This is a genomic window from Paenibacillus sp. NPDC056579 (assembly GCF_042793215.1).
Taxonomy (GTDB): Bacteria; Bacillota; Bacilli; order Paenibacillales; family NBRC-103111; genus Paenibacillus_S.
On sequence record NZ_JBHTVD010000003.1, the window covers coordinates 934588 to 954425 of the forward strand.

A 19838-nucleotide genomic window follows, 5' to 3' on the forward strand; every position below is an offset into this window, starting at 1 on the left:
CTTTTTTACAAGCCTTAGATGACGACGCCGCAATGAGCGCAAAACTTGGCATCCATTTCGTTGTAATTTTTGCAGGAACGGCACATGACCTGAACTGCCTCGTCCGACTCCTCCGTACGCTGGAAATCTTGAAACTGGAACCCGCACACCGGACAAAATTTTACGTCGCTCGCAACGACTTTCCCGCACCGGCATTCTTTTTCATTTTTGGCCAGCTTGATTTTGACTTCCAACGCCTGAATGCCCTGCTTCAGCAGAGCAATATGGTCGCAGTATGCTGCTACGTCCCGCTCGGAGCTCTTCCAGTTGCCGGCTGTATGCGATTGATATATCGATTCTCCGATCAATGTGAACGCCTTCTCGATTTCTTTCTCTTTCGAAGCGATTTGCGTTCTAAGCTTCGTCATTTCTACGGTTTGCTGCGCTTTTTTGGCGGCCTCGGACGCTCCTTGCTTCATTTTGTCGAAAAATGACATCGGACAAGCCTCCCTTGGATCTTCTGATTTCTTATCATTATCCATATGACGGAACCTACCCTCCGCATGCCATTTTCAACCAGAGATCATTGTGATAAAAAAAGCCCCACCCCGGCTGTATCAGCAGGAATGGAGCTTAGCAGCAATACTTATGGATAATTAGTTCGCAGCTTCTTGACTCTGCAGCTTGCGAAATTTGGCATACATCGCGAGACGCCACGGAAGAAGCATACCGAAAGCAAGCAGGAAAAAGATCGCGCCGGTCTGCGGCAATGACACATACTGCTCAATAACCTGCCGCAGAAGCACGCGGATAAGCAGCAAGCCGATAAGAATGAACGCAAATACTTTCGACTTTTTCATATAAACGTGTCCTTCACGCTGCTCTAACTGCGAATACCGTATTAACGGATACGAGAACAAAAAGGCGCCGATCAGCAGTGCGGCGATGCCCCAAGTAAAGGGAATGCGGGTGAAGGGAACCGCGAACATAAGAAAGCCCGTACTCATAGCCAGCGGCGGAATAAGCAGCTTTCTCGGATTAACCGGCTTATTGGTCGAACGCATACGGACAAGCATTGCCATCGTTGCCGTCATCACAGCGCCTATCGTCACGGTCGTTTGCAAATTTACGATATGCATGTCGCTCACCGTCCTGTATTTTAAGAAATCGATCATCACTCGATCCGATAGCTCATTCATCTATTCTTATAGTATAACGAATACGATTGCGTAAAGTAAGTATGTTACTGCTGGAACTTTTGGTCGCGAATGAAGCGGATTCTCGTCTGGATATGGTCGCGGCTCGTAAAATGCCCGTTGAACGGAAACACGCATAAATGCTTGTCTGCCGTTATCCGGTTGAACACCGCAAAAATCGTTTCGGGCATGCAGACAGTGTCTTTCAGCCCTACGGACATCAGCACCGGCTTGTTCAGCTTATGGACGAGGTTCAGCATGTCGAAATAGCTCAACGTGTACAGCACCTGCTCCAATGACTCCGGATGGCTTGACACGAAGTCCGCCGCTTCCTTCAGTGATCCCGTCGAATGGAAGATGCCGAAATCCATATGGCACATGTTAGGGATGTCCGCAATTACTTTGCACGGAATGTCGCTTAACGCACCGGTTATTAGCGCAAGTCCGCCTCCCTGGCTCTCCCCGGAGACGATAATGGAGCCTGGATCGATCTCCGGCTGCTGCGCAGCCCATTGCACGGCTTTGATCGCATCGACCGTAATAGCGCGGTAGTAGCTTTGGTAAGGATCCAAAATCCCTTGAGTGATCCAGCCTTTTCTCATCCCGTAATGGAGGGGCAGAAGATTGCCGGTCTCTCCGCCTTGTCCTCTTACATCGACCGCAAAGACAGCGAAGCCCGCCAAAAGCCAGGCTGCATGATGCTCGGGAATCCCTTTGCTTCCGGTATACCCATGGAAGGAAACGATGCAAGGCAGCGCTTCGCCCGATTGCATAGCGAACCGCGGCAGCAGATACCATCCTTTAATAGGCGTCGCGTCAAACCCGTTGTAAGTCACACGATACGCGTCGATATAGGCCGAGCTCGTTGGAGTAAGCTCCCTTCGGTCATGGAACGGAGCCTTCGCGCTCTCTTGCAATGTCGCTGTCCAAAACACATCAAGATCGGCCGGAGGTGTCGGCTCAGGATGATAGGCGTAAAGCTCCGCTTGTTTTTTATCCAAGTAATGAATAACCATCACGTCCTTGTTTTATTATTAACTATATAGGATAAGGTCCGGATAAGGCAATGCTTTCCATGCGAAGAATCGTCCTGCACTCGGAACCAAACGATGTATTTACAATTTACGGGTTAGGTGCTAATGTGGTTATTAAACATATATATATAAAATGTTTTAAAATATGCGACACTTGTTCGTACCTTGCACTTGGCAAGACAACAAACTACAGGAGGCTACCGTTATGAAAGAACGACCGGCGGATTCGACACCATCATCCATCCAGCCTTCGGCTAAAGAGCCGTTGTGGACCAGCCGTTTTATTATGCTGTCCGTTGCCAATCTCTTTTTGTTTTTTGGCTTTCAGATGCTGCTGCCAACCATCCCGGCCTATGTAACTCAATTGGGAGGCGATAATTCCGCCATCGGCATGGTTATTTTCATTCTTACGTTGTCCGCGCTGATCGTCCGGCCTTTTTCCGGCGCGGCACTCGATATGTTCTCAGGCAGACTAATTCTTATAGTCGGCTCGATTATTACGTTGATAGCTATAGGAAGCTATATCATCGCCGCCAGCGTAGGGATCATCTACTTGCTCCGCGTCGTCCACGGCATCGGCTGGGGCATTTCGACGACGACGTACGGGACGATGGCTTCCGACATCATCCCCGCTTCCCGGAGAGGCGAGGGCATGGGGTATTTCGGCCTTGCTTCTACGCTAGCCATGGCATTAGGTCCGATGAGCGGTATCGCTATTATGAAAACCTATGATTACTCCGTCTTGTTTATCGTCTCGTTCTCGTTGACCTTCTGCTCGCTGCTGGTTTCCTTGCTGCTTCGAGGAAGCGGCAAACCGTCGAAGGAGGCTACTGCGAATAAGACGGCGCCTGCAATTCCCGCGGCCAACAGCAGTCTGCTGTCCCGGCTTGTCGACAAGCAAGCATTGTTCCCTTCGCTTCTGGTGCTGCTCATCGCCGTTACATACGGAGGGATCGTGAGCTTCATAACTTTATTCGGCAATGAGCAGAATATCGCTAATGTCGGCTGGTTTTTCTCGGTTAATGCACTGATGCTGTTTCTGGTAAGACCGGTATCCGGCAAAATATTCGATACCAAAGGTCATGTATGGGTTCTCCTCCCGGGAGCCGTGTTCAGCCTCGCCGGGCTGCTTCTTCTGTCCTACACGTCGGGGACTCCGATGCTGATGCTGGCCGCCGCCTGTTACGGCATCGGATTCGGCGCGATCCAGCCTTCGCTTCAGGCATGGACCGTGCAGAGGGCCGCTCCCGACCGGCGCGGCGCGGCTAACGCGACCTTTTTCTCGGCGTTCGATCTCGGGATCGGCCTCGGCGCCTTAATTCTCGGCCCCATCGCCGCAGCGACCAACTATGCGATGATGTACCGGCTGTCAGGCATCATGTTCGTAATCTACCTGGTCGTCTACGTTGTCTACATCGGGCGGGAGCGGAAGACTGCACTCCTCGGCAGCACTTCGAGTAGCTAAGGAGTACCGCTGGAAGGGTTAAGGGCTGTAAGACGGAAAATCCGGCTTACAAGCCGCTGTGATGCTGGCGCCCGCTTCTGTAGGACGGAAAAAGCGGCTTACAGCGCCGGGGAGGCCGCGCGGGGGCGGCTTTCTCCCGCTGTAACGCGGAGAATCCGCCTTACAAGGCCCTGCGGCGCTGACGGATGCTTCTGTAAGACGGAAAAAGCGGCTTACGAGCGCCGGAGAGGCCGCGCGGCGGCGGCTTTCTCCCGCTGTAACGCGGAAATTCCGCCTTACAAGGCCCTGCGGCGCGGACGGACGCTTCTGTAAGACGGAATAAGCAGCTTACAGCGCCGGAGAGGCCGCGCGGCGGCGGCTTTCTCCCGCTGTAACGCGGAAATTCCGCCTTACAAGGCCCTGCGGCGCTGACGGATGCTTCTGTAAGACGGAAAAAGCGGCTTACGAGCGCCGGAGAGACCGCGCGGTGGCGGCTTTCTCCCGCTGTAACGCGGAAATTCCGCCTTACAAGGCCCTGTGGCGCTGACGGATGCTTCTGTAAGACGGAAATTCCGGCTTACAAATGAGCTGCCGCAAAGCGCGGCGTAACCCGCTCGTAAGATCCTGCAATCAGACGCCGTGCCCTCTGATCAGAACAAAAGAAAAGTCGTAGTTATGCTGCCCAAGGGCAATATAACTACGACTTTTTTCAATTTACAGCTTCATCATTGGATCACTCGTATGGTCTCGCTGCCGGAAAAGCTTTTTCCGCCCGTCATGCTGCCTACAATCGTTACTTTCGTGCTGCCGCTCGCACTGCCGAGCGCATCAAGCACTTGCTTCCGGTCGAAACGGACCATCACGATTTTGAACCGGTCTTTGCCTTGGACCCGGTCCCCGAATTCCCACGGACTTAATTGTGCCTGCACCGAAGCTCCGTTGACTTGCAGCTTTACCGAGGATTTATCGATGGTGGCTACATCGTAACCTGCAGGGAGCTGAATGAACGCCAGGAAATGAGGCACTCCCACCGGATTTTTGGCCATAATGACGTTAGGAACTATCTCCACCTTGGCCTCCACCGCCACCTGGAAGGCAACGGACTGCGTGATGCTGTTGCCTGCTTTATCCCGAGCCGTAACCGTCAGCGTATTGCTGCCCGCTAACTGGGCTAGGCTGACGGTTTGCCCGTCCGCAACCGGCTTGCCGTTCAATGCAGCGGACACGGTATCGACACCCGATAAGCTGTCGTACACGGCATAAGATACCGTCATCGACTGGGAAGTCGTATACGAGGATGCGGTATTTATAACAACGGCAGGCTTTGTTTTATCTAGATGGATGCCGTATACGGCAGCTGTCGCCGTGTTCCCGCCCCTGTCCATCGCCGTTCCCGTAACGGTCTGATTCGCACCTTCGGATGAGACGATTTTTGCCGAATCGACGGACGCTATTCCCGATCCGCTGTCAACAGCCGTAAACCGCACCGTCACATCCGAATTGTACCATCCGTTAGCGTTAGGCCGGGTCACAGCTTCTCCCGTGATTACGGGAGGCTTCGTATCGACTACGGTAACCGTCTGCTTGGACGTAATCGTGTCACCCTGCGCATCCGTCGCCGTCCAAGTCACCGTCGTCGTACCAAGCGGAAAATCCTGCGGCGCGTCGTTAGTGACTACGGCGCCTTCTGATGCGACAGCGGTGCCGATCTCGACCGGCGTTCGTTCGCCCGTTGCTTCCGCGGTTACATTGGCCGGAGCCGTCAGCTGCAGGTTGGAAACATAGTACACACTGATTTCGTTGATCGTCGGCTCTTTGCTCACACCCGACTCTTTCTTCGTCGAGAACATCCACAGGCGCAAATACTGCGCAGTGACCGGAGCGAAGCTGATCGTCTTGTTCGCGCCTATCGACGTCCCTTCGGTACCGGGAATATCGACATAGTTAATGCCGTCATCCGAAGCCTGCAGCACGTAAGAATCGACGCGCGGATACGAGATTTCATTAATGACCGCTTGGTTGAACCGGACTTCATTCCCGAAATCGACAAGCAGATATTGATCCGTCACGCTGCCTTTGGCTGCAGACCAGCGGGTTGAAGTATTGCCGTCGAACGCTTTGCCAGCAGTGTAGGTGTCGCTCCATTGTGACGAAGCGGCGTAGGTTTTGTTCAACGTAAAGCTGTCTTGAACAACCTGAATCGTCAGCACGGCGCTGCTGCCCGAACTGAAAGTAAACGTGACAGGGTATTGCCCAATAGCTAACTTGCTCAAGTAGGCGCTTTTAAAAGTAACCGAGGTCCCGGTAGCGGTATAATCGGTTCCTTCCTTAAGAACGCCGGCGGCGTCACGGATGGACACCAGCGTGTTGCCGTTCAGATTCAACGCAATCGAGCTGTCTCCCGAGCCCAGCGCATACTTCAAGGTCGACGAACCAAGCTCTGCGCTGGCAGGCGGTTGAACGTACACGGTGAGCAGCGACTCATTCCCTGCGCTGAAAGCAAACGTAAGCGTATGCGGTCCAATCGGCAGCTTGGACAGGTATTGTTTGTTCAACAGGACGGATGTCCCCTGATTCACGTAATCGACGCCTTCGATAAGCCGGCTGGACGCATCGGATACGGAAGCCAGCGTATTGCCGTTCAGATGAACGCCGACCGCGACATCCCCGCCATTTTGCATGAACTGAATGGACGGAACGGTCAGAGCGGAATGAGCCTGCGGCAAGCCCGCCGCTTGAATGCCGATTTCGCCGAACGGAATAGGCTGGAATTCCGGTATTTGGGTGTAAATGACCGAATCGTTCCGCAGCTGAAAGTTGCCTGTTGCCGGATCCACGAACCCGAGAGCATTTTTATCGGCATAGGTCAGGTTGTTGGCAAACGTGCCGAGCTGCATGTTGCGGTTCACGTCTCCCGAAATGGCCCCGCTGCTCACAATTGCATTGTTGCGGACGACATTCCGTTTCGGCAGCAAAGGCTCGTCGTTTAAAATATCGGGCAGCGTAGGATAACGCTCTCTCCAGAGATCGCTTTGATAAGGAACCTGATTGAATTTGCTCATCAGTGAATTATAGTTCGTCTCACCCGGCTTATAATCGCGGGTCATGAAGGCAATGGACGTTCCCGAGTCGATGACGATATTGTTCTCGACAATATTTTCCCGTCCGTTGGCCAGCTTGAACGCCTGCTTGCCGATCTTGGAAAAGACGTTGCCCCGCATCTCCACGCCGCTCATGTAATCGTCCAAATAAATAGCAGCGGTAGAAACGCGCAGATCGCTGGCGATAATATCATGGAAATAATTATAGCGAATGGCATTGCCGCGCCATACGAAGCTTCTTCCCGAGTAAATGGCCGACGCGTCCGCCGTTTCTTTGACCACGTCATAAATTTCGTTATACTCCATCACATGGTCGTTCCCTCGGAACTGGATCGCGAGGTGGGGAGCATCATGCATTTTGTTATGCGTCGCCCGGTTGCCGACTCCGTTCAGCTCCACCGCAGAAGTATAGGTTAGTTTGATTCTGGCGTAGTCGTAAATATCGTTATTGTCGGCATAGTTCCCCGCCGGAGTCAGAGTCGTGAAGTCCCCTCCATTTAATGAGACGCCACCATTGCCCATGCTGTAAATCCGGGAGCCGTAGACGCCGTTGTTGCGTCCGCCGTTAATTTTGACCGCGTAGCCGCCCATCTTGCTGATTTCGCTGTAACGGATCTGGTTGTTCTCGCCGCCGGTCATATCGATGGCATTACCGCGATGAACCTCCATCGACAAACCGCTGAAAATAATATTCGATGCATTGTTCATCGTTATCATGTTTTTGTTGAATAGAGACAGCTGAATCTTTTTGCCTTGTACGGGGGCAGGAGGATAAAAATAAAGCATTCCTGCATTGCGGTCCAAATACCATTCACCCGGAGCATCGAGCTCTTCCAAAACATTGTAGAAGTAAAACCGCTGTCCGGCTTTCATCGCATAGCTCGTTCCCTTGTATGTTTCGATCGTTTTCCGGTCCCAGTCGATCGATTTGATCTCCAGATCGTTCGTAGCCCAGTCGTTACCCCAATACCCGAGCATCCACGTATAGTCGCTGCTGGACCATTTGCGCAGCCCGTCATCCTTGTAGGTAAACGTATAGCCCGTTCCCGCTGTGCTATTCGGGGTGTACACGACCTGGTTGACCGTCGTAAAACCGCTGTTCGGCCATCTGGCCAAGGTCATGACATTGCCGTTAAAAAACAGCTCCGGAGCCACCGCCGTATTGCTTCCTAGAAGCCCGTAATCGGTAATGCCAAGTGCATTCAAATCGACCTGGACCACTTTACCTGCGACTTCCTGCGGAATGCGTGCCAGCACGGCAGCATCCGTAACCGGCTGAAACAACGATGTATCCAGTGTATCGCCGCCGAGGAAGGATACTTTTTCTCCGCCATAGGCTTGGTACACAACAGGAGCGCCCTCCGCCCCGGAATCCCGTTCATCCAGCTGAAACGTATCCGTGAATCGGTATTCGCCGCCCCGGATGTTCACCGTAACACCGGATGCAGGCAGTCCGCCGGCGCCCTTTCTTTCGCGAATCGTATCCCTCGCTTTTTCCAGCGTAGCAAAAGGGCTGTTCAATGAACCGTCATTCGTATCGCTGCCGTTAGTGGCTACGTACAGCTGCATGGGTCCTTCCTGTGCTTGCAACCTATGTCCTCCCTCCCCCCATGGCAAGCTGCCGAAAATCAGCGCACTTGCAACAAGCAGCGCCTTCCATCGCCTCGTTGGTCTCATTATTTCCCGCCTCTCCTATGTATAAAGTGCCGTGAGCACGTATCGAGCCCACCACACCATAATACAGCGCTTACATAGCAAGAAGAAGTTGTCTGCCTAACCTTTATTGTTGTAAAACTAACCTGCCGAATGGAGCCGCATTATCGGTTCGTCCTGGCGCTTGCTGCAGGTATATTCCTGTAATCCGAAGGAGTCGCGCCGGTATGCTTCTTAAAAGCCGCCGAGAAATACGACACGTCGTTAAAGCCTGTCCTGCCGGCTACTTCGCCTACGGTCAGTTCGGTCGAAGTCAGCAGCTGCTGCGCCTTTTCGAGCCTGCGCTCATGGATATATTTCATCGGCGGCGTGCCCATATGTTTTTTGAACATGCGAATGAAGTAATTGGGGTGGAAATGGGCATGGAGGGACAGCTGCTCGACAGTAAGCTCCTCGGCCAAATGGGCGTCGATATAATGCAAGGAATCAATCAGTTTGCGTTCGATTCCGGAGCCCATGTGATGATGCTGGTTGGCCAATGCCTGTTCGAGAAACAGACTGATGACGGAGAACAGAGCGGCCTGAATCCGGATCGATGCCGTCGGGCCGCGGTTGGAATAATGATGTATCATCTCTTCAAAGTGCCGCTGCATGGTGCCTGCATCCTCCACCTGAACGAGGCAGGGAAGATTCAAACGGTTCAACAATCTGCCGAAATTGATGTTCGATTTGAAATGGCACCAATATTTCGTATAGGGCGTGCCACCGGTGGTGGAGCACGAATGCTTCACTCCGCCTGGAATCAGCATCAGCTCCCCGGGCCGGGGATAAAAAAGCTCGTTGCCGATCTGCACACACCCTTCTCCGTCGCGTATGTAATACAGTTTGTTGTAGGTAGGGGAAATATGCAGCATTCTCCAATCCTGCGTACATCTCGACAGCTTGGCATTCAGCAGCTGCACCTGCAAATACGACAGCTGGCGGTTTAACAATTGCGCTGCGACTTTATCCAACTCCATCCCCCCATTTTATCCGCTGTTATGCTAGCTCCCTTTACTTTCTATTTCCGGACTTCGTTCCCCTTCTTGTTTCGTATAGTAGATGTGCAGCGGACGCGTATTCTTCTCCTGTACCTAAAAAAATGCGCCACGGACGCAAGCAAGCTCCAGGTCCGGGCGCACAAACCGGCTAAATGACGTAATCCAACACCTGCTCGTAAGTGGCATAGATTTTCGTATCCTTCATGACAGGCGTGTAGGCATGCAATGAAACGACCCTTTCTTTACCTTCATTGCACATCTGATGAATTTGACCGGTTGGAGCATACATGAACTGGTTCGCCTTCACGATACTTGCTCCGCTCTCATAAGCGTACCCTCCCGTCCCCAGCCGGTAGTGACGGTTCGTCAACTGGCCCTCGAGCACCAAAGCACATCCTTCCGAAGCCCCGTGATCGTGGATGTAAGTCTCCCTTCCTGCCGGCAGATGGATCAGGATGACCTCCACTTCGTCCGACCGGAACAGGACGGTTCTTCCATAGGGCAAACACGACGGCTCTTCGACATACGAGGATACCTCTTCCGGATTCATATCCAGCTGCTGCATCAACGCTCTCAATTCATGGGGAGACGGACTTTTGACATGCTGAAACGCTTGCCCGATGGCTTCAAGTAGTTTCATGGTGGTTAACCTCCATTAATAACTTTTTCTGCAGATACGCATAAGAAAATCTTATAATGTATGGTGTATTCCGCTAATGCCCTGCAGGTGCCTGTATCGCGCACAAATCCCATGAAAGAAGCACATGAACAACAAAAAAACACCGGGCCGTTCGCGCCCAGTGTCTTCTTTTCGCCTGAATCGGTATCGCCAGAATAGGTATCGCCTCAACCGTTGCTGTATTATGCTTAAGCGTTCTGCAGATGCTTTAAACCTTCCCGCCTGCTCAAAGGCTTCAATTCATGACTATCGATAAACTGCTGAACCGAGCCCGGATTTGTTTTGGCATATTCCCGCAGCGCCCAGCCGATCGCTTTTTGAATAAAAAACTCGTTCGAATCCGCCTTGCGGACAATGTAGTCATAGAGCAGCTTCTCATCCGTATGCTGTTTATATTTCAACTGAAACAAAATCGCAGACCGGTTCAGCCACATATTATCCGATTCAATCCAAGGCTCCGCATACATCGCAATCAGCTCCGGATACTGTCTGAGCAGATGCCCCGCCATATTCGGCGCGATGCCGTCGACCGTATCCCACCATGACTTATTGACAATAAGCCGCTCCAACAGGCTCATATGGTTCGGATTCAGCCTTTTGACCGATTTGGCCAATATATCGAGCGCCGTGTACTGATACTCCCGCTCCGGCAAATTCCACAGCTCCGTTATGATATCGGGGAGCATCTCGATCGACGGCACTCCCTGCTCCTGGATGAATTGCTTGCACAGCGATTCACGCTGAGGTTTCCTTATTCCCAGAAATTCAAACTGGTTCCGCATATATTGCTTCATCGCCACGGCATCCTCAGCGTTGTGGTGCTGTGCCAATATTCGAACGATTTGCTCCGTGTATGCGTTCATTAGGCCCCTCCGAATCCAATGTAAAGGAACCACATCGTTCCCTTTATCCTTCCATTATATCATTGTGTGGCGTAGCCCGTCCTCTTTTGCTACACTGAAACTTATTACTATCAACAAGGGGGACATTGAAAAGTGCCTGGATTTTTACTCGATTTGGACGGAACTTTATATCATGGAGATTCGCCGATTGCCGGAGCGGCATCGTTCATACAATGGTTGAAGGAACAGGGCTATCCGTACTTGTTCGTGACCAACAATTCCTCCCGTACGCCGGAGCAGGTAGTGGAGCATTTCGCCAAGGTAGGCATTGAGGCAAGTCCGGAAGAAGTGCTGACCTCCTCCCAGGCGGCTGCCTTATACATGCAGGAACGGAAGTTAGGGAACCGCGCTTATATCATCGGTGAAAATGGTCTGCAGCAAGCGATGCGCGACGCAGGCTTCGAATCGGTGACGGAAGGGCAGGCCGACTTCGTCGTGCAAGGGATCGACCGCAGCTTTAATTACGAGTTGCTGGCGGAAGCCGTCAGCCGCATTCGCGCAGGAGCGGAATTCGTGCTGACCAATCCCGATCACTTGCTCCCGTGGAACAACGAGCTGCGTCCCGGCGCCGGATCGATCGGCGCATCGATCGAGCGGGCCAGCCAAACCGAGCCCGTAGTCATCGGCAAGCCGTCGCCGATTATTATGAATTACGCCATCCGCAAGCTCGGATTGCCGGCGGAGCAGATTTGGGTTGTCGGGGACAACCTGCTGACGGACATCCGCGGCGGTATCGCAGCGCAATGCCGAACCGCGCTCGTGCTTACCGGGCTCATCAGCCGGGACACGCTGCAGGAGCAGCTGCAGCGGACCGGGTTCGAGCCCGACTTGGTCTGCGACAGCTTGACGGATCTGGCCGTCAAGCTGTCGGAGGAGGCCTAACCGCCGCCTCGTGCCGGCGGGCGGCGGCCAGCTCTTAGCGAGACGCGGCTACTTTCGGAAGAAGCCGCGTCTCGCTTGCGGGATCATCGCGGCGATACCGTCTATCGCCGCCGGCAAAACAAAAAGAAGCCGCACGCGCACCCTCCGGTGCTCGCTGCGGCTTCTTGTTATTGCTCCTCGAGCGGAATTCCACGCTCCGCCATCCGTCCGTCCTTCGCGTCCTTGACCATCCGCTCCAGACAGCGAAGCTGGGTTAGGCCGTGCTCGTAAGCATTCATCATCATGTGCAGCACGCCGCGGGAGACGATGGGTATGTGCTCCTCGTACAGCTCTCGCATTTGGCGCACCCGCTTTTTCTGCTCCTCCAGCCTGCTACTCAGGATACGGTGAATTTCCTCCTGATCCCCGTCCTTGGCAAACATCAGTGCCGTCCCCATAGGATCGTACAGCTCCTTCTGCTCCTCGAACTGCTGTAGAAGGAGCTCTTGAAAAAGCTCCTTCCCCTGATCGGTAATCCGGTAAATCGTCTTATCCGGACGGTTGCTGTCTCTTACGACTTCCACGGTCTCTATCAAGCCCTCTTTACGCAGCTGATCGATAGCGTAATAGAGGGATCCGTCCCGCATTTTAATATAATGATGCATTTCGCGTTCTTTCATCGTTGCGCGTATTTCATAGGGATGCGCATTGTTCTCCATAAGCAGCCCCAAAATGACGAGCTTCATCGACATCGGCTTTTCCTCACCCTCCCGGCAAACTCGGCACTGTACATGTTACCGTACGCTGCCGCGGGAGATCAAGCTTTAACTTGCTCGGCATGCATAGCCTTCTGCTGCGATGCGGCAATTTCCATTTTTGCTTTACCCATCAACAGCACGAACACGAGTCCGACAGCCGCCATAAACACCGTGCAGGCGAATACAAAGGCAATGGAATCAGCCAAAGCGATGATCATCTTTTGCAGCTCCGGTCCCGGTATGGATGCTCTAACTTGAGGCTGCAGCAGCACCTGCGCATCGACAGGCTTTCCGGCTAGCTCGGAGCCGGGGAGCGATTCCGCCAAATTCGCTCTCAGAGCTGCGGCTTGAACCGCCCCGAACACGGTAACGCCAATGGCCGAGCCGATCGACCGGAAAAAGCTGACCAGCGAAGTCACAATCCCGCGCTGCTGCGGACCGATTTGGTGCAGCGCCGACATCGATGTAACCGGGAACGAGACCCCAACGCCGAGACCCATCACAACCATATACAACGTAACGACCCATCGCGGCGTAGTCACCGAAACCATGCTGAGAAGCAAGGTCGCGATAAGAAGCAAAGTGACCGATACGAGCATAATATTCCGGTAGCTCGTTCTGCCGATAAACCTTCCGCCCAAAGTAGAGCTTGCTACTACCCCGAGCATCATCGGCGTCAATACTTGCCCGGCGCTAGTTGCCGAGCCCTCGAATACTCCCTGGATAAACAGGGGAATATAGGAAGCGGCGGCCATCATAATCGCGCCATACACCAGGCTTGCGCCCATGCTGGAGCTGAACAGCCGGTTGCGGAACAGCTGCAGCGGCACGACCGGAGCGGGAACCTTCGTCTCCATCCACAAGAACAAGATGAACAGGAGCACGAAGCCGCCGAACAATCCGTAGCTTGGCAGCGAATTCCATGCAAACTCCTTGCCTCCGAGCTCCAAGGCGAACATCAGGCACAAGATGGCGCCGGCGAACGTAACCGTTCCGAGCCAGTCGATCTTCTGATTGCGGTTCGTAGGCAGTGCAGGATGATAGAACAAGGCGATAAGAGCAAAGGAGATAACGCCTAACGGCAGGTTAATGTAGAAAATCCAGGTCCAATCCACATTATCCGTAAAATAAGCTCCTGCCAGCGGTCCCAGCACACTGGATATGCCGAAGACGGCGCCGAACAGACCTTGCATTTTCCCCCTCTTCTCCGGAGGGAACAAGTCGAAAATAATCGTGAACGTAATAGGCATCAGCGCGCCTCCGCCGATCCCCTGAATCGCCCGGTAAATGATCAGCTCGAGCATGGACGACGACATGCCGCACAGCGCGGAGCCGATCATGAATACGCCGAGACCAAGCAGGAAAAACAGCTTTCTCCCGTACATATCGGACAATTTGCCGAAGATAGGCATCGATACGACATTGGCGATCAAGTAGGCGGAGAACACCCATACGAATTTGTCCAAGCCGCCAAGCGTTCCGACGATGGTAGGCATAGCAGTCGATACGATGGTCTGATCGAGCGAGGCGAGCAGCAGTCCGAGCATCAAGCCCGCAATCGTCCAACGGACATTTGATTTTTTTGGTGGCATTAAGTCTTCCCTCATTTCCATGGTTTTGCTACACTAGATATTATATTCAAATTTGAGTAGTATTCAAGTGATTTAACTATTTATTAATAAAACTATTTTGGCACTAAAGTAGTTTTTGTTTGCTCCCTCCCTTCAAGTATCATATAATGGTACTATATTGAGAAAAGGTTTTTATATTTTTTGTAAAGTTGATAAATATAATCTATTTTATCGCGCTGTAAACCGTATGTATGAAACATATAACCCCTTTGGGAGAGGAGGGTCCGGTATTGAATTTAAACCAATTGGAGACACTGCTTACCATTTCCAAAACCATGAGCTTTCGCAAAGCGGGAGAGGTTCTGAACCTTACGCAGCCCGCCGTATCGGCCCAGATCAAAAGCCTGGAGGACGAGTTCAAGACGGTGCTGGTCGACCGCAACCAGCCTGTGACACTGACCGATAGCGGAAGGGTATTCCTTGAGCATGCGGAGCTTATCCTGCAGACTGTTGAGGATTTGAAACAGCGTCTCGCCGATTTGAACAGTACGCCGCAAGGGCATATCCACCTCGGAACGACAACTTCGATCGCCATTCAAATATTGCCGCGGGTACTATCGTATTTCCAAGATCAATTCCCGCTGATCAAAACGACCATCCATTCCATGACATCGTCGCAAATCATGCAAAACGTCGAGAACGGTAACATTGACATCGGCATTACGTACCTGTTCGAAAAGCACCCTGCACTGGAATGCTCCGTGCTGTATTACGATACCTTCGAGCTCGTCGTTTCTCCGCAGCACCCGCTTAGCCGGTTTCAGCATGTGCCTATCGAGAAGCTTCAGGACATTCCCCTGATCATGCTATCTCCCGAGACCGCAGGACGGCGATTCGTCGATCAAATATTCAAACAGCGGTTCCTTACGCCGCAAATTGTCATGGAGCTGTCCAGCAGTGAGGAAGTGAAGCGGATGGTCGAGCTGAATCTGGGCGCCGCGATCATCTCCAAGATGTCCATTGCTACTGAGCTAAGACTCGGTACCTTAAAGATGATTAAAGTAAACGAGCTGGAGAGCAGCCATCCCGTCGGCGTCGTGTACAAGTCGGGACGCTACTTGAGCTCCGCTTTGCATCAGTTTTTGCAGGATTTGAAAGGCATGCAGGAAACTCAATTTATCGGATCGGAGTGATTATGTTGAAATTCGATTTGCATACCCACCACGAGCGTTGCGGCCATGCATTGGGGACGATTCGCGACTATATTGAAGCCGGCATCCGCCATGGTCTGTCGGTGATCGGGATTTCCGATCACTCTCCTTATTTTGCAAGCGACGTTGACCGGGAACAGCCGGGCATTGCTATGGCCAAGAGCGAATTCAGCCGTTACGTGGAGGAAGTGCTTAAGCTGAAACAGGAGTACAGCGGCAAAATCGATGTGCTGCTTGGCTGCGAGTCGGACTATTTTCCAGAGCATGCGGAAGTGTACCGCAAAATTTACGAGCAGTATCCCTTCGATTATTTGATCGGTTCGGTCCATTTGTCCGGAGGCGTCAGCATTTTTAACAAAAAGCGCTGGAACGGCCTGACAGACGAGCAGAAGATCGAGCAAAAAGAGATGTATTACGATTTGATTGCCCAATCCGCCCGCAGCGGCATGTTCCAAATTCTCGGCCACATTGATGCGATGCGCGGCTTCTACCCCGCCTTCTCCGATATTCCGACGGATGCCGTCGACAAGACGCTGAAGGTGATCGCCGAGCAGGATGTCGCAATCGAGATCAATACATCAGGCAAGACGAAAGACTGCGGCGGATGGTATCCGATCGACGCCGTTCTCGAACGAGCGAACCATTTCGGCGTCAAGGTGACCTTCGGCTCCGATGCCCACAAGCCTGAGCGCGTCGGTGACGACTGGGATTTGGTCAGCAAGCGGCTCAAAGAGATCGGCTTCAAAGAATGGGTTTATTTCAAGCAAAAAGAACGTCAAATCGTTCCGTTATAAACGATGAGTACGACGGCCTTTCCTTGGTTGGGAAGGTCGTTTTATTTTACGCAAAAAAAGCCCGAACCCTTCTACAGATTAAATGTAGAGAGAATCGGACTTGGTTATGAGTAGTATGATGACTATATGCCGTTTCTTTTACTTGTCGACCTCTTGCTGCGGCCGATTATGATTGAACCTGATAGGCAACGGCCCGCTTCCACCCGGCCATTTTCCGTTCACGCTCATCATCGTCCCCGTGAGGGGTGAACGTGCTTCCGTGCCCCTTCAGCTGCTCGATCTCGGACGTGTCCTTCCAGAAGCCAACAGCCAGACCGGCTAGCAGCGCTGCGCCCAACGCCGTTGTTTCAATGACCTGAGGACGGACGACAGGAACTCCCAGCAGATCGGCCTGAAACTGCATCAGGAAATTGTTCTTCACCGCGCCGCCGTCTACGCGCAGCTCACGCAGGTGAATGCCCGACTCCTCCTCCATCACATTCAGCACTTCCGCGCTCTGGTAGGCGATCGATTCCAACGCCGCACGTACCAGATGCGCTTTGGACGAAGCTCTTGTCAGACCCGTGATCATACCGCGAGCATCAGGCTCCCAATAAGGGGTGCCCAGCCCGGTGAACGCCGGCACGAAATAGACGCCTTCGGTATGCTCGACCGAGGATGCCAGAGCATCGGTTTCCGCTGCATCCCGAATGAGCCCCATGCCGTCGCGCAGCCATTGCACGACCGTTCCTGCATTGAAGACGCTGCCTTCCAGCGCATAGTACACTTTATCGTTAAGCTTCCATGCGATCGTCGTAATTAATCCTTTTTGCGATAGAACCGGCTTTTCTCCGGTTTGCTTCAGGACGAAGCACCCGGTTCCGTACGTATTCTTTGCCGTCCCTGCGGCAAAGCAGCCTTGACCGAACAGCGCCGCCTGCTGATCTCCGGCAGCACCCGCGATGGGAATAGCCGCCGTTCCGTCACCGAGCAGGCTCGTATGTCCGTACACTTCACTGGACGAGCGCACCTCCGGCAGCATCGCCTCCGGAACTTGGAATTCCTGCAAAATGTCCTGGTCCCATTGCACCGTATGAATATTGAGCAGCATCGTGCGGGAAGCGTTCGATACGTCCGTGACATGGCTTCGCCCCTCGGTCAGCTTCCAGATCAGCCAGCTGTCGATCGTGCCGAACAGCGCCTCTCCCCGAGCCGCCTTCTCCCGGATCTCCGGATGGGCATCCAGTATCCATTTGAGCTTGGTTCCCGAAAAATAAGCGTCGACCACAAGCCCTGTCTTGCTTCGGATCTTGTCCTCCCAGCCCCGCTGCTTCAGATCGTCGCATATTGCGCTCGTTCTGCGGCATTGCCATACGATAGCCGGATGCAGCGGCTTGCCGGTTTGCTTGTCCCATACGACCGTCGTTTCCCGCTGGTTCGTAATGCCGATTGCGGCAATATCGGACAGTGAAACCGATTGCACCGCTTGCCGCAATACGTCAAGCTGCGTTTGCCATATTTCCTCCGCGTCATGCTCCACCCAGCCGGATTGTGGAAAAAACTGGGTAAATTCCTTTTGCGCCGTATGGACTATCGTCCCCTGCTTATCGAACACGATAGCTCGGCAGCTGGTTGTTCCTTGATCTATAGCAACGACATAACGGGGTTCATTGTTCATGTATTTCTCCTCCTCGCCGCTTCCGGAAACTCCGTAACAGTATAAACCGTTTTCAAGTTGAAATCTAACACAGGAACATTTTCTCTGTCAACTATATTGATTCTCAAGCTGTCTCATGATATGATACGGGTAATTAACAAGTTAATAATTTGGTCAGAGATTAAGAGTAGACCGTAACATACTTTGCAGAAGGCTGGAATCAGCTTCTTCTATGCAAAGGCATGTTAGCGGTCTTTTTGTTGCTCTGAACCTTTGAACCAACCAACTAACCAAAAGGATGGATATCACATGACGACGAATTTTTCCGGAACGCACCGTTCGGAGCATAAACAAAGCTTGTCTGCGCAGACGCTCGATCTGCTTGTCATTGGCGGAGGGATCACCGGGGCCGGGATAGCCCTCGACGCGAGGACGCGCGGTATGGATACAGGTCTCATCGAGATGCAGGATTTTGGCGCAGGAACATCGAGCCGTTCCACCAAGCTGATCCACGGCGGGCTGCGTTACCTGAAGCAGCTGGAATTCAAGCTGGTCGCCGAGGTCGGTAAGGAAAGAGCGATCGTCTACGAGAATGCTCCGCATGTGACGACGCCGGAATGGATGCTGCTCCCGATCATCGAGGGCGGCACGTACGGCAAGCTTGCCACTTCCGTCGGCTTGCTCGTATATGATTTTTTAGCTGGAGTCCGCAGGCAGGAGCGCCGGATCATGCTGAATAAGGACAAAACGCTCACCATGGAGCCGCTGCTTCGTAAAGACAAGCTGAAAGGCGGCGGATATTACGTCGAATACCGCACGGATGATGCGCGCTTGACGATTGAAACAATGAAAGAAGCGGTGCGCCGCGGTGTGAAGGCTATCAATTACGCCAAAGCGGAGGAGCTGCTGTACGAGCAAGGAAAGCTGGTGGGAGTGCGTGCGGTGGATCAGCTGAGCGGGGAGAGCTTCGAAATCCGCGCGAAAAAAATCGTCAACGCCGCCGGCCCATGGGTCGATACGATCCGGGAGATCGACGGCTCCAAGCAGGGCAAACGGCTTCATTTGACCAAAGGCGTCCATCTTGTGATCGACGGCCAACGGTTCCCGCTGAAGCAGGCGATCTACTTCGATACGCCGGACGGACGGATGGTGTTTGCGATTCCTCGCGACGGCAAAACCTATATCGGAACTACCGATACGAACTATAACGGAGATATTGCTCATCCGCGGATGACGCTGGAGGACCGTGACTATATTTTGCGCGCGGCGAACTTTATGTTCCCAACCCTTCAGTTGGGCCCTAAGGATGTCGAGTCCAGCTGGTCGGGTCTGCGTCCGCTAATTCACGAAGACGGCAAATCGCCGTCCGAGCTCTCGCGGAAGGATGAAATTTTTATCGCGCCATCGGGTCTCATTACCATCGCCGGCGGCAAATTGACCGGTTACCGGAAAATGGCCGAGCGTATCGTCAACCTCGTCGCAAACCAGCTGGAGCAGCAGGGACATGCCGCCTACCCTGGATGCACGACAGATCAAATTAAGCTCTCCGGTGGCGATGTCGGCGGTTCGAGAGGGTTCAAGGAGTTCACCAAGCAAATGGTGCAGCAGGGAATGCGCTGCGGTTTGAAGGAAGCCGAAGCCGCCGTTCTCGTTCAGCGTTACGGCTCCAATGCGGGGCGTGTATTCGAGCTGTATCAGGCTCATCAAGAAGAAGCCAAGCAATACGGGATACCCGGAACATGGTTTGCGTCGCTGCTGTACGGCATCGAGGCCGAGATGGTATCGACCCCGCTGGACTTTTTCATCCGCCGGACGGGCGCCCTTTACTTCGATATCGCTTCCGTTCAGAAGTGGAAGCAGCCCGTCATTGCCTATATGTCCCAGCTGTACGGCTGGACGGACGAAGAGATCCTGCGTCAAGCCCGCTTGCTGGAAATGCACATTCATGATGCGGTTCAGCCGCTGGAAGCTTAATTGGC

General features: G+C 53.1%; 15 protein-coding genes. 5 read left to right on the forward strand and 10 right to left on the reverse strand.

The genetic code is table 11. The annotated features are described in order from the left end of the window. Positions 1-14: 14 nt before the first annotated feature. From ACFQ88_RS16805 to ACFQ88_RS16815, 3 genes are all read right to left on the reverse strand, one after another. Positions 15-476 carry a zinc ribbon domain-containing protein gene (locus tag ACFQ88_RS16805; protein ID WP_239628026.1) on the reverse strand — a complete coding sequence of 154 codons (462 nt, stop codon included), beginning with the start codon at positions 474-476 and terminating at the stop codon, positions 15-17. Positions 477-635: 159 nt separating this feature from the next. Next, positions 636-1118, reverse strand: a complete 483-nt coding sequence (locus tag ACFQ88_RS16810; protein ID WP_379454857.1) for a CcdC family protein — start codon at positions 1116-1118, stop codon at positions 636-638. 104 nt (positions 1119-1222) lie between these two features. Continuing rightward, entirely contained in the window at positions 1223-2185 is a 963-nt protein-coding gene (locus tag ACFQ88_RS16815; RefSeq protein ID WP_379454923.1) for an acetylxylan esterase, read from the reverse strand. A gap of 229 nt (positions 2186-2414) precedes the next feature. On the opposite strand from ACFQ88_RS16815, the gene ACFQ88_RS16820 reads away from it, so the two are divergent. Next, complete coding sequence (locus tag ACFQ88_RS16820; RefSeq protein ID WP_379454858.1) at positions 2415-3674, forward strand: MFS transporter; 1260 nt, start codon at positions 2415-2417, stop codon at positions 3672-3674. 704 nt (positions 3675-4378) lie between these two features. On the opposite strand, the gene ACFQ88_RS16825 is transcribed toward ACFQ88_RS16820, so the two are convergent. From ACFQ88_RS16825 to ACFQ88_RS16840, 4 genes are all read right to left on the reverse strand, one after another. Next, positions 4379-8431 (reverse strand): X2-like carbohydrate binding domain-containing protein, encoded by a 4053-nt coding sequence (locus ACFQ88_RS16825; protein ID WP_379454859.1) that lies wholly within the window; start codon positions 8429-8431, stop codon positions 4379-4381. A 140-nt stretch (positions 8432-8571) separates the two neighbouring features. Then, positions 8572-9420, reverse strand: a complete 849-nt coding sequence (locus ACFQ88_RS16830; RefSeq protein WP_379454860.1) for a helix-turn-helix domain-containing protein — start codon at positions 9418-9420, stop codon at positions 8572-8574. A gap of 175 nt (positions 9421-9595) precedes the next feature. After that, on the reverse strand, positions 9596-10087 hold the full coding sequence (locus ACFQ88_RS16835; RefSeq protein ID WP_239628036.1) for a cysteine dioxygenase: 492 nt from the start codon (positions 10085-10087) through the stop codon (positions 9596-9598). A gap of 227 nt (positions 10088-10314) precedes the next feature. Next, entirely contained in the window at positions 10315-10989 is a 675-nt protein-coding gene (locus tag ACFQ88_RS16840) for a DNA alkylation repair protein (RefSeq protein ID WP_379454861.1), read from the reverse strand. Between the two features lie 132 nt (positions 10990-11121). On the opposite strand from ACFQ88_RS16840, the gene ACFQ88_RS16845 reads away from it, so the two are divergent. Then, entirely contained in the window at positions 11122-11910 is a 789-nt protein-coding gene (locus ACFQ88_RS16845; RefSeq protein ID WP_379454862.1) for a TIGR01457 family HAD-type hydrolase, read from the forward strand. A gap of 167 nt (positions 11911-12077) precedes the next feature. On the opposite strand, the gene ACFQ88_RS16850 is transcribed toward ACFQ88_RS16845, so the two are convergent. Continuing rightward, positions 12078-12641, reverse strand: a complete 564-nt coding sequence (locus tag ACFQ88_RS16850) for a PadR family transcriptional regulator (RefSeq protein ID WP_239628044.1) — start codon at positions 12639-12641, stop codon at positions 12078-12080. Between the two features lie 65 nt (positions 12642-12706). Then, on the reverse strand, positions 12707-14239 hold the full coding sequence (locus tag ACFQ88_RS16855; protein WP_379454863.1) for an MDR family MFS transporter: 1533 nt from the start codon (positions 14237-14239) through the stop codon (positions 12707-12709). Between the two features lie 269 nt (positions 14240-14508). Between ACFQ88_RS16855 and ACFQ88_RS16860 the strand changes: the two genes are divergently transcribed. Both ACFQ88_RS16860 and ACFQ88_RS16865 read left to right on the forward strand, forming a co-directional pair. Next, positions 14509-15411: a LysR family transcriptional regulator gene (locus ACFQ88_RS16860; RefSeq protein ID WP_239628049.1), complete on the forward strand. Its 903-nt coding sequence runs from the start codon at positions 14509-14511 to the stop codon at positions 15409-15411. Between the two features lie 5 nt (positions 15412-15416). Continuing rightward, on the forward strand, positions 15417-16223 hold the full coding sequence (locus ACFQ88_RS16865; RefSeq protein WP_239635516.1) for a histidinol-phosphatase: 807 nt from the start codon (positions 15417-15419) through the stop codon (positions 16221-16223). Between the two features lie 166 nt (positions 16224-16389). Here ACFQ88_RS16865 and glpK read toward each other — a convergent pair whose 3' ends face one another. Then, positions 16390-17880, reverse strand: a complete 1491-nt coding sequence (gene glpK, locus ACFQ88_RS16870) for a glycerol kinase GlpK (protein ID WP_379454864.1) — start codon at positions 17878-17880, stop codon at positions 16390-16392. A gap of 288 nt (positions 17881-18168) precedes the next feature. Between glpK and ACFQ88_RS16875 the strand changes: the two genes are divergently transcribed. After that, on the forward strand, positions 18169-19833 hold the full coding sequence (locus ACFQ88_RS16875; RefSeq protein WP_379454865.1) for a glycerol-3-phosphate dehydrogenase/oxidase: 1665 nt from the start codon (positions 18169-18171) through the stop codon (positions 19831-19833). Positions 19834-19838: the final 5 nt, after the last annotated feature.

Excerpts from the sequence above, each read along its gene's own strand:
- ACFQ88_RS16805 (WP_239628026.1), bottom strand. The coding sequence starts at position 476 with ATGTCATTTTTCGACAAAATGAAGCAAGGAGCGTCCGAGGCCGCCAAA.
- ACFQ88_RS16810 (WP_379454857.1), bottom strand. The coding sequence starts at position 1,118 with ATGCATATCGTAAATTTGCAAACGACCGTGACGATAGGCGCTGTGATG.
- ACFQ88_RS16820 (WP_379454858.1), top strand. The coding sequence starts at position 2,415 with ATGAAAGAACGACCGGCGGATTCGACACCATCATCCATCCAGCCTTCG.
- ACFQ88_RS16825 (WP_379454859.1), bottom strand. The coding sequence starts at position 8,431 with ATGAGACCAACGAGGCGATGGAAGGCGCTGCTTGTTGCAAGTGCGCTG.
- ACFQ88_RS16835 (WP_239628036.1), bottom strand. The coding sequence starts at position 10,087 with ATGAAACTACTTGAAGCCATCGGGCAAGCGTTTCAGCATGTCAAAAGT.
- ACFQ88_RS16840 (WP_379454861.1), bottom strand. The coding sequence starts at position 10,989 with ATGAACGCATACACGGAGCAAATCGTTCGAATATTGGCACAGCACCAC.
- ACFQ88_RS16850 (WP_239628044.1), bottom strand. The coding sequence starts at position 12,641 with ATGTCGATGAAGCTCGTCATTTTGGGGCTGCTTATGGAGAACAATGCG.
- ACFQ88_RS16855 (WP_379454863.1), bottom strand. The coding sequence starts at position 14,239 with ATGCCACCAAAAAAATCAAATGTCCGTTGGACGATTGCGGGCTTGATG.
- glpK (WP_379454864.1), bottom strand. The coding sequence starts at position 17,880 with ATGAACAATGAACCCCGTTATGTCGTTGCTATAGATCAAGGAACAACC.
- ACFQ88_RS16875 (WP_379454865.1), top strand. The coding sequence starts at position 18,169 with ATGACGACGAATTTTTCCGGAACGCACCGTTCGGAGCATAAACAAAGC.